Raw genomic sequence first — 10,374 nt, 5'->3', positions numbered from 1 at the left:
ATCCTTCATCATAGCTTGCTTGAGAGTTAACACCGGCCTCATAACCTTTTGTTAGTCCGTCTTCTTTACCATCCATAAGGCCTGCAAGGTAGCCACGTAGCTCACCTAGCTTCTTACCGTTAGCACTTCCAAAGAAGTTTGCATCTTCTTGGACATCAGCGCTTGCCTTGTACTCTCCTGCTGTTGCACCAGCGGCTTCCCCTTGAGAAGCTCCAAGAGCTTTTGCATCTCTTTCGTATTGAACGTAAAGGTTGCTACGGCCTTGGTAAGCTTGGTATTTCTCATTTGTGATATCTTCAAGATCACTTGCAACAGTGTCTGCTCTTGCAAATTCTTCTTCTTTCACAAGCTTATCTTCTAATAGACGGCCTCTCTCACTTTCAAGATCTGCAATGCGATCTTCGTTACTTGCCATCTGTGATCTCTTCGATGCGATCACACTAGAGTTTTGCATGATTCGCTGAGATGAATCAGCGATGATATTTTGGTTAGCAACAAGTCTTTCACTTCTTGCCTGAGATTCTTCTTCAAGCTCAAGTCTTGTTACGTGAAGAGAATCAAGACGATCAACAAGTAGCTTGATATCTGATTCAACCACTGAAAGTCTTCTTTGGTATGAATCGCGCTCGGCCACAAGTGCCTTTTGTGTATTTCTAAGTGAGCCAACTTCACGACGTTGAGTCTCAAATTGATTCTTTTCGCGATTAAGCTCATTTCTAAACTTCTTAAGATCAGAGTCGATTAGAGCAACTCTTTGTGTTGCTTTTTGCTTTTGATCTCTAAGAGAAGCAATATCACCTTCAAGGCGTTTGATATCTGACTTCACCTGAGCAAGCTTAGCTTGTGCCTTATCAAGTGTTGACTTCGCTGATGCTTGAGCAGTCTTAGCAGAGTTTAGCTCACTCTTAGCAGAAGCAAGTCTTTGCTTAAGTTTTTCAAGCTGAGGTGCCGCTTGTGCGATCTCGGCCTCAACCGCCTTGATATCTTGACGAAGATTTCTAACTTCACCTTTTTTCGTATTAACTTCAGACTCAAGGATAGCAATCTTACTACTTCCACCATTGATTGTATTTTGCGCCTTAGCAATCTTCTTATTAAGTTGCTCAAGATCAGCAACAACTTTTGCTAGGCGTGTTTTCGTTTGTTGAATTTTATCTCTTAGGATTTTACGACGCTCTCTAAGATTCTTGATTTGGTTAGCATTTCCACGGTCATTACGATCACCGGCCATTAAATCCTTAAGGGCCTGCTCAACTTGTACCATTTCAGCCTCTAGAACCGATCTCTTGTTATCAAGATTAGTCTTTTGAGAAGCAAGAGTTCCTCTTTCTGATTTAAGGCCATCAATTTGTGATTTAGCACTCTCTAATTCACTCTTTGCTTTTTCAAGCTCACTTGTCTTTGCCGACAGGGCCGTTTGAGCAGAGCTTAATTGAGACTGAAGATTACTTCTCTTTTGAACAAGAGGCTTAACAGCTTGTTCTTGCTTTGAGATTTTATTTTCGATTTGAGTAACTTTGGCCTGGGCCTCACTAACTTGTGTATTTGCAGATTGAAGCTTTGTGCGAGCACTTGTTACTTGTGACTCAAAAGTTGAAACCTTTGACGTTGCTTGGGCAAGGTCTTGTTTCTTTGATTTCATTTCTTCTTGGATTTTTGGAAGCTTGATATTTAAGCGGTCACGCTCATCAATTGCTTTTGAGATATTTGATTCTAGGGATTTGATTTGATTTCTTGTTCGATCTAATTTCTTTTGAGCGTTGCCCAGACGATCATCATTTGTTCTAAGGCTAGAGAGAACTGAATCAAGGGCACGTTTTAGGTTGCGGGCCGTATTTCGAGGGCCAGCAAGCTCAGATTCTGTGCGATTGATATCGCTATTTACGTCACCGAGTGAATCAGCAAGTCTTTGAAGCTCTTGCTCAAGTCCTTGGTTTTCAAAACTTAACTCAGAGATTGTTGTCTCTAGGTTCATATTCTGTGCATTTAAATCCGAAACAACAGCGATGGCCTCTTCGATTTCTCTCTTAGAGATCGAGATCTCACTTCCGTTGGCCTCAAGTCTGGCCGCTAGCTCATGGATAAGATCACTGATTTGAGTGGCAGACATTCTGGCCGCATCACTTTGGGATTTTGCTGAGTTGTAAGAGCTTAGGTAGGTGCGGTAATCAATCTCGTCTGGAAGTCCCGCATTTGCACTGGCCGCCATGGCCATAACTGACAATAAAACAACTTTTCTGCTTAGTGCATTTGATCTCATCATGATTCCCTCTCCTTTTGATCACTTTGATAAGAAGTGTTTTATAATTCCCTTTTGAGAATGTTGAGAGTGCTTCAAAAAGAAATTAATTTATTGAGGCGATTGTAAGTTTTTATCAGAAAATGACATTATGATTTGAAATATTTACAAGATTTAAAGGCCAAAAAGGCCCACCTATTTACTAAGTGGGCCCTTTTGACATTACTTCACTTTAACATTGAAAACTTTGGTATGCAGTACGCTCCCCTTATAGAGGACATCCATTTTGAATTTTAACTCTTTTCCACCGGCCTTCTCTTTAAACTTGTAAGTGAACTTACCTGATTCAATTTTCCCTTGGCCTGGAACTGGCATTTTTGCAGCTGTCTCGTTTAATTCAAGGTACTTACCGCCTTCTAGAACTTCTAGTTTTACATCAAACTCACCAGGAATATTGTCGCGAATCCCTTTAAGTTGGAACTTAATATCGTGCGATTTATACTTACAAACTAGCCAACACTTTCCATATTCAACAGTCTCATCAAAGGCAACTGCATATCTGATATCTGGATTAGGCAGAACAACTGATTTAAACGTCGTCACCTCTGTGTACTTATCCTTCAGGCTGTCACCTGGATAAGTAAGCTCAATATCCATCGTTACAATAGAGCCAGGTCTCGCATTATTGGCAATCTTTGCAAAGATAACGTCTTTTAGATCAATTTTTGTTTCAGCAGGAAGTTCTGCTAGATTCACCTTCTTGTCAAAGACTTCAACGTTATCACTTGTTGAGATAACCTTAGCAGAGATAACACCCTTCTCACTTGCCATCATTCCGAAGTTAACAAGGCCAAGCCCAACTCCAAAATTACTATCTTGAGCAAGTCCTCTAGGATCACCACTTGTTAAGATAGCTCCTCTTGATTTATCAACTCTGACAACGGCCTGCTCTTGGAACAGGGCCTCACCTTTCATTTTCCCTTCAATTGCCATTTGCTCACGAAGTTCTCCAAGGTTCTCCTCTTCAGCTAGAAGTGCACCATCTTTCTTTCCGTTTTCAAATGCAACTCTTTGACCTTCAATCATTGCATCACCAAATCCATAACGGTGACCACGATCAAGACCTTGCTTATGAGTCTCTGGATGATCATTAGTTCTCGCTTCTTCTCTAGCATCAACAAATAGTTGATCATACTCTTCAAAGTAAACCTTACGGTGTGAAGCTAAGAATTCTTGGTCATAAATTTCATGATAAGACTCTTCACAAATTGTTCTTAGTTCTTCGACTTCTTTGTAAACTTTTTGACAACGAAGCTTCGCCTTCCCTTCAGTAATCTCAGTCGGTGCTGTATAAACATATTCTGCACTTCCCTTAATCTCTTCAGTATTGCTTATTAGGGCCTCAATTTCATTTTCAATACGAACAATCTCTTCTTCATATGTTTCTTTTGAATCACCTAGATCAAAAGGTACGTGATCTGAGTGGTCATCATTAGCAGTGCTATCTTCATCAAGACCTGCAAGATAAGGCATCTCAGAAGACCCCATAAAGAATTCTCTTTCTTGAACCTTATTTGTCAGAACCACATGATTACTTGGAAGAACAGACATCTTTAATTCTTTTGCTTCCGTAAAGGCCGCATGAAAATCTTCTTCCATAGCAACTTTCTTAGCGTTCTGTAGTCCGATTGCATAACCTTCATGATGGCCAAGATCATAATCTTCTTGAGAGTTCACACCTTGGTTATAACCATCAGTCTTCCCTTGCTCTAGACCTTCCCCTAGACCAATAAGGTAGCTATCAAGCTCACCAACATTTTGCCCATTCATGCCACCATACTTATTAGCATCGGCCAATGCATCAGCAGATGCTGTTTCTGAACCGATACTTGCACCATCAGTGATTGCATCAACTTGTCCGAGAACTTTTGATTCACTCACATATTCATTGTATAGGTTTTGACGAGTCTCATACTGAATACGAGCATCCTGAGTTGTTTGCTCTAACTCATTAGCTCTTGCTTCAGAAATAACGAGAGTGTCTTCTGTATTCGTTTTTCTAAGCGTAAGCTCAGCATTTTCTTTTTCAAGTTTTTCAACAAATTCTTGACCAGCTTTTAACTCAGCTTGATTTTCAACGATGGCAGCAGTATTCGTTCTAAGACGAGAACGAGTTGTCACGATTTCATCAACAAGCTCAGACTTTCTCTTCTCTTTAGTCGATACAATAACGTTTAACTCTTCATTTCTCTTATGTGCATCTTCAGACATTTTTTGAGTTTCAAAAATTTTGTCATTGATACCTGAAACCTTCTTCTGATGTAGGTCACGTTTTGCTTCAAGAGTCGTGTGATTTCTTGCAAGCTTGCCAGAGTTCACTTCAGTTTCAACTAATAAATTTTGAGTCTTAAGTTGGTCATCTTTTAATTCTTTAAGAGACACTTGAGCAACTCTTAGCTTATCTTTAGCAAGAAGCTCTTTCTTTCTAAGGGCGTCTCTCTCTTCATTTAGGACTTCAATCTCTCCATTCACAAGTCTAAGCTGATGCTTTACCTCTTCGTATTCTGTGATTGAGGCACCAAGATCGTCTTGCGAGCGCTTTAACTCAAGCTTTGCTTCTGCTAAAGAAGCTTCAAGCTGCTTAAATCTTGGAGCAGCTCTAATGATCCTCTCATCAACTGCAACAAGAAGAGACTCTTGATATCTAAGTTTCTTCTCAGCACTTTCATATTGCTTCTCAAGGTGCATTAATTTTAATCCACCATCTTTAAGCTTATATTCAACAACTGAGAGCTTTCTCTTAATAACATCATGCTCATCATCTAAAATCTTAATCTCACCTTCTACTTCAAGCTTCTTAGCTAAAAGATCCTTTCTTTGAGAGGCTTGATCATCTCCCAATTGAAGTAAGTCGATTTCGATTTTTTCTAATTCATGTTTTTTGATTGTTTGATCAGCGTCGATTCTTTCCATCTCAGCTTTATATGCACTTGATTCAACTTTTAATGAATCCATCACTTCTTGGTACTTAATTAGTGCAACATGTGATTTTGCATATTCTTTCTTTTCGACACTGATATTAGAAAGGATTGTATCTCTCTTTCTCAGTAAAGGACGAATTGAGCTTGTTTGCTCATTATATTCAATATTGATATCTTCAGCTCTTAGCTTTGCTGCACGAAAGATTTCTCTCTTTCTTACAATAAAAGTATCAAGCTTTTCCATTTCTAATTCTAGAGGTCTCACTTTTGGGGCCACTAGATCGAGCTTTTTCTTATTAGCAGATACATTCTTTAAAACACTGCTATATTCTTTTGTTAGACTCTTTACTTCAACTGCTTTATTTTCAGTTTGTTTGCTTAAGAGTGTCACTCTTGCCTTTAGAGAAATAAGCTTATCCTTATTCTCTTTGCTAAGAGCTGTATTGGCCTCTAGCTCGGCCAGTGTTTCTTTTAAAATTGATTGCTCAACTTCAACACTCTTCTTTAAAGATGTTAGCATGGCCTCATTATTATTAATGATAACTCTACCTTCACTAAGCTCTTTCTTAACAGAAGCTAAGATTTCTTCAACCTGCCCCTGCTCTCTTACTAATTCACTTAAGTTAACTTCAAGAATTTCACTCTCTCCGCTTAACTCATCGATCATAGCAGTAGCATCAGCAACGATCTTCTTCGTTAACTCAAGATCATGAGTGTTTACTTCAAGCATCTCTGTCATCTTTAAGATTTCAGATTTAAGCTCTTCAACTTTGAATTTTGCTGATTGACTTTGAGTTTTTGAATTATCATAAAGCTTTGAATACTTCTGATAATCGATCTCATCCGGTAATGTTGCATGTGAAGCAACGGCCATAAGTGATAAAATAACTAATTTTTTACTAATTCCGATTGAACTCATATTCTCCCCTTCTTCTTAAAGATCAAAAGACTAACTTAATGCACAAAAAAAAGCCCATTGGTATAACCAACAGTCTCATTTGCGTCTAAAATTTGTGAGGAGTATTAAAGCAACTTGAGATTTAATTTAAATTTTGAGGATTGAAAAAATGCCTGGCCGCAACTTAAGCAGAGACAGGAAAAGACGGCGGCCAGGCTTTTACACACAAGATAAGGACTTTTCAATAACCTCAAATAAACATTATTTTGACTGATTCACATTGTAAATAGCTCTTCTCAAACTTTACCTTTTCTTTACTTAAATACTTGGCAGATATTAGAAAATTTTCTTGTTTTGAAAAATGGACGTTTTAATAAAAGAAACACAATCAAGTATGGGTTTTTAATAAACCGAGCAAAATACTCTAGTGAAATCTCCTTTTCTGCCGGTATCTAAACACCTAAATTTATTATATACTTTAAAGGTATAGCTATTTTCCAGATTACAATAAAATCTCTACATAAATGGAAAGGGGGAACAAATGAAAAAGCTTTTTACACTATTACTTTTAGGTTCTGCACTAGTTATGACTTCATGTGGTTCATCATCAAAAACTGATGATTCATCTTCTGTAGAATCTGTTGATTACAACAATGCTTCACTTGAAGTAAATGGTGACTCAGACTCTGGTAAAGCAGGTAATCTAAGAACTGTTTATTTCGCATTCAACTCTTCAGGGCTTAGCTCATCAACAAAGTCAACTCTTGAAGCAAACGCTGACTTCTTAAAAGAAAATACTTCTGTTGAAGTACAAGTAGAAGGTCACGCTGATGAAAGAGGTGGACGTGAGTACAACATGGCACTTGGTGAAAACCGTGCACGTGCAATTAAGAACTACCTAGTAGCTCTTGGTGTTGATGCATCTAGAATCTCAACAACTTCTTACGGGAAAGAAAGACCAATTTCATTTGGTCACAATGAAGATTCTTGGTCACAAAACAGAAGAGGAAACTTCGTAATTATTGCAAAGTAATCTTTAAAAAATGAAAAAATTAAAAAATAAAATCACATTTTTAATTTTACTTCTATCTTTGGGTAGCTGCGGTCTTACGACCGTACGCCCGAAGTTAGAAATGACTTATGCACAGGTTGCTTTCCTTGCGGCCAAGGAAGCAGGCGGACAAACACTCGCCCCTAACCTCTACCGAAAGGCCGAATTCTACTACTTAAAAGCGAAATCAAGCTACAAGAGAAAATTCTTTAATAAAGCTAAGAAGTACGCCATTCTTTCTAAGCAATTCTCAGAAAAGGCCGAATTCAAGGCATATCGTAAGAAAACTCTCGATAGCATTTAATATATCTTATTCGGAGAATTTCTCATGAAGAAAACTTCCCTACTTACTACAATTACATTAACAACATTAATGGGTGCTTCAATGACGTCTTGTAAAACACAAGAACAAATTGAGCGCGAACAAAAAATCAATACCATGTCTGTGCAAATGCAACAGAATCAAAAACTAAACGCTGACTCTGTTTCAAAGATGCAGGAGCTGCAAGATAGTGTTCTCCAATTCCAAGGACAACTTGAAGAGTACACTAACGGAAAAGATCAAAAGCTTGAAACTGTTGATCAAAAACTTCTAAAACTTGAAGAACAAAACACTGCTCTTACTGACGAAGTAACAAAGCTTACTGCTAAGATTGAAGAACAAGATAAATTCATCAAAGAAGTGCTGGCACTGTTAAAAAAAAAAGAAAGTAAGCGAAAAGAATTAGCAAAAGCTAAAAATCGCTCGCCTTATAATCAGGCCATGTTCCTTTATGGAAAAGGTAAATACAGTGAAGCTCGTCCAATCCTAGAAAAGCTTTATAAAGAAGGTAAAATCAAAGGAAAAAGACGTGGGCGTATCATTCACAATCTAGGAATGATTTCTTATATCCAAAAGAGAAATGACGACGCTGTTACATACTTCTCGACTCTTTATACATCAATGCCAAGCTCTGCTTACAACGGTAACGGACTAGTCTATCTAGCAAGAACGTTTAAGAGACAAGGGCAAACAGAACAGGCCATTGTGACTCTTGAAGAGATGCTTAAGTCATTTCCAAAAAGTCGCCACGTCCCTACTGCTAAGAAGCTATTAGCTAGTTACAAAAAATAAGGTATGTAAATAATGAAACGAATTTTAGGACTCCTAGGCTTAACCTTTGCTCTTTCTTGCCAAAGTATTATTGACTTAGATCGTGATAGTGAAGAGATCAAGATTGAAGGACCGAAGTTTTCGATCCTCTTTTCTCACTCAATCTCTGGTGAAACTCATCCATGTGGCTGTCGCCAATTCCCTCTCGGAGGTCTTCCTCAAGTAGCGGGTTTTATGAGTGAATTTAAAAAGGATCATCAATACCTCTATATCGACACAGGTGATATGCTATTTCCTTCATCTGTTGTCCCAGGACATATTGAAAAGTCTCAAAAATTTGCAGCGGTCTCGCTGGCAAAGGGATTAGATAAACTTGGCCTAAAGTATACAATTCCAGGTGATCAGGACTTAGCAGCAGGACTCGACTTCTACAAAGAAGTTCTTTCTCAAGTTAGTTTTAAAGTCCTCGTTTCAAACCTTGCTGATAAAAATTCACTACCCCACCAAGAGTTTGCTAAGATTACCTTTGGAAAGAGCACAATCTTTCTAACAGGAATCGTTGCCGGAGGAACCCTACAATCTGAGTACAGAGACCTATTTGTTAACCCAGTTAAAAACTTTAAGGACACAATAACGAAGCTTAAAAAAGCAGGTTTTGATGAAAAGAATCCTCTTCATAAACTTGTTCTTATGTCTCACGCTGGACTTGATTATGATAAGAAGTTTGCTGAAGCATATCCGGTTATTGACTGGATCATTGGCTCTCACTCACAAAGCTTCACTAATTACTCAATTGATGTTGGAACAACTCAAATCGTTCAAGTTCTTTCTAAGAATCACTACCTTGGAGAAGTCGCCTTCTCTGCAGGGCCTGAAAAGCTAGAAAAGGAATTTTCTTACCATGAGATGCGCGAGCAATTAGGAGAAAAGATTCCAAATAATCCATTCACAACTTTTATCAATAACCACAAGCAAGAGCTTGATAAGATTCGTGACCAGGAACAAAAGAGCCTAAGCTTTACTGACACTGGAATCAAGAAGCTTGCAGATACTAAGAGTTGTCTTGAGTGTCACTCTGATCAAGGTGATCACTGGGCAAAGACTCCTCACGCGATTTCTTTTGGAACGCTTATGATTGCCAAGGAAGAGAATAAAACAAGCTGTATGCAGTGCCATTCTCTTGGAATGAATGAAGAAGGTGGTTATATCAACCACAACGATATTGTGCACTTTAAAGACTTAAAAACAAGTGATGCAAAATTTAAGGCACACAAAGACAAGTACTGGCAGGATGTAACAAAGGCCTTTAGTGGTGTGACTTCTGTTCGTAAGCTTGATTCTAAGAAAATTAAATCAATTCGCGTTGCATGGGATAAGGCCAATGAGAAACACAATGTGGAGCACTCATTTGCCAATGTACAGTGTCTTAACTGTCACGCTATGGTTACAGATCACCCATTTGCTATTGAAGACGAGACTCAAAAGAAGGCCCATACAAAGGCCGCGATTAAGAATAAGTGTCTTGGTTGTCACACAAGTGACCAATCACCTGAGTGGTATAAGAAAGATCGCGATGGAATTTATTCTGGAGTAAATGACGAGTACTTCGATAAAATGTATCAAAAAATGACACACTAAAATTTATAAGGGGGCCTCAGTTCTTACTGATAGTCCCCTTTTCTTAACTTTCTTTCCACATCTTTTTTCTGCTGATCAGATCTCTTATCATGAAGCTTCTTCCCTTTTGCTAGGGCGATTTCAAGCTTAACACGTGAGCCTTTAAAATAGATGATCGTTGGAACAATCGTAAGCCTTTCGGCCTTTGCACGGTGAGCGATCTCAGCAATCTCTTTTTCATGTAAGAGTAGCTTTCTCTTTCTCGCCTCTTCGTGATTGAATTGATTTCCAAATTCATACTCAGGAATTTTGATATTATTGGCCCAAACTTCGCCGTTCTTATCAATTGTAATATGGGCCTCACCAATCGAGACCTTTCCCGCACGTAGAGACTTAACCTCAGTTCCCACTAAGGACATTCCTGCTTCGTAAAGTTCAAGTAATTGATAGTCGAACTTCGCTCTCTTATTTTTGGCTATTATTTTCTTTCCCATA

Annotated in this window: 7 protein-coding genes; 4 read left to right on the top strand and 3 right to left on the bottom strand. The window is 38.5% G+C overall.

Annotated features, from left to right (window positions below):
- A partial coding sequence (locus ABMA79_RS07615) for a hypothetical protein (RefSeq protein WP_393091477.1) occupies nt 1–2,263 on the bottom strand: 2,263 nt, incomplete at its 3' end.
- Between the two features lie 198 nt (nt 2,264–2,461).
- A complete protein-coding gene (locus ABMA79_RS07610) occupies nt 2,462–6,139 on the bottom strand; it encodes a hypothetical protein (RefSeq protein WP_393091474.1) in 3,678 nt (1,225 codons plus the stop codon).
- Nucleotides 6,140–6,659: 520 nt separating this feature from the next.
- On the opposite strand from ABMA79_RS07610, the gene pal reads away from it, so the two are divergent.
- From pal to ABMA79_RS07590, 4 genes are read left to right on the top strand one after another with little or no spacing between them, the layout of a single operon-like run.
- Nucleotides 6,660–7,151 (top strand): peptidoglycan-associated lipoprotein Pal, encoded by a 492-nt coding sequence (pal, locus tag ABMA79_RS07605; RefSeq protein ID WP_392858951.1) that lies wholly within the window; start codon nt 6,660–6,662, stop codon nt 7,149–7,151.
- A gap of 10 nt (nt 7,152–7,161) precedes the next feature.
- Complete coding sequence (locus ABMA79_RS07600; protein WP_040314832.1) at nt 7,162–7,473, top strand: DUF4398 domain-containing protein; 312 nt, start codon at nt 7,162–7,164, stop codon at nt 7,471–7,473.
- A 24-nt stretch (nt 7,474–7,497) separates the two neighbouring features.
- Nucleotides 7,498–8,283: a tetratricopeptide repeat protein gene (locus tag ABMA79_RS07595; RefSeq protein ID WP_393091472.1), complete on the top strand. Its 786-nt coding sequence runs from the start codon at nt 7,498–7,500 to the stop codon at nt 8,281–8,283.
- Nucleotides 8,284–8,295: 12 nt separating this feature from the next.
- Complete coding sequence (locus ABMA79_RS07590; RefSeq protein ID WP_393091470.1) at nt 8,296–9,900, top strand: multiheme c-type cytochrome; 1,605 nt, start codon at nt 8,296–8,298, stop codon at nt 9,898–9,900.
- Between the two features lie 23 nt (nt 9,901–9,923).
- On the opposite strand, the gene smpB is transcribed toward ABMA79_RS07590, so the two are convergent.
- Entirely contained in the window at nt 9,924–10,373 is a 450-nt protein-coding gene (gene smpB / locus ABMA79_RS07585; RefSeq protein WP_392858944.1) for an SsrA-binding protein SmpB, read from the bottom strand.
- Nucleotide 10,374 lies beyond the last annotated feature (1 nt).

This window comes from Halobacteriovorax sp. HFRX-2_2 (assembly GCF_043196705.1).
Classification (GTDB): domain Bacteria; phylum Bdellovibrionota; class Bacteriovoracia; order Bacteriovoracales; family Bacteriovoracaceae; genus Halobacteriovorax_A.
This window is presented reverse-complemented; position numbering and strand designations above follow the sequence as displayed.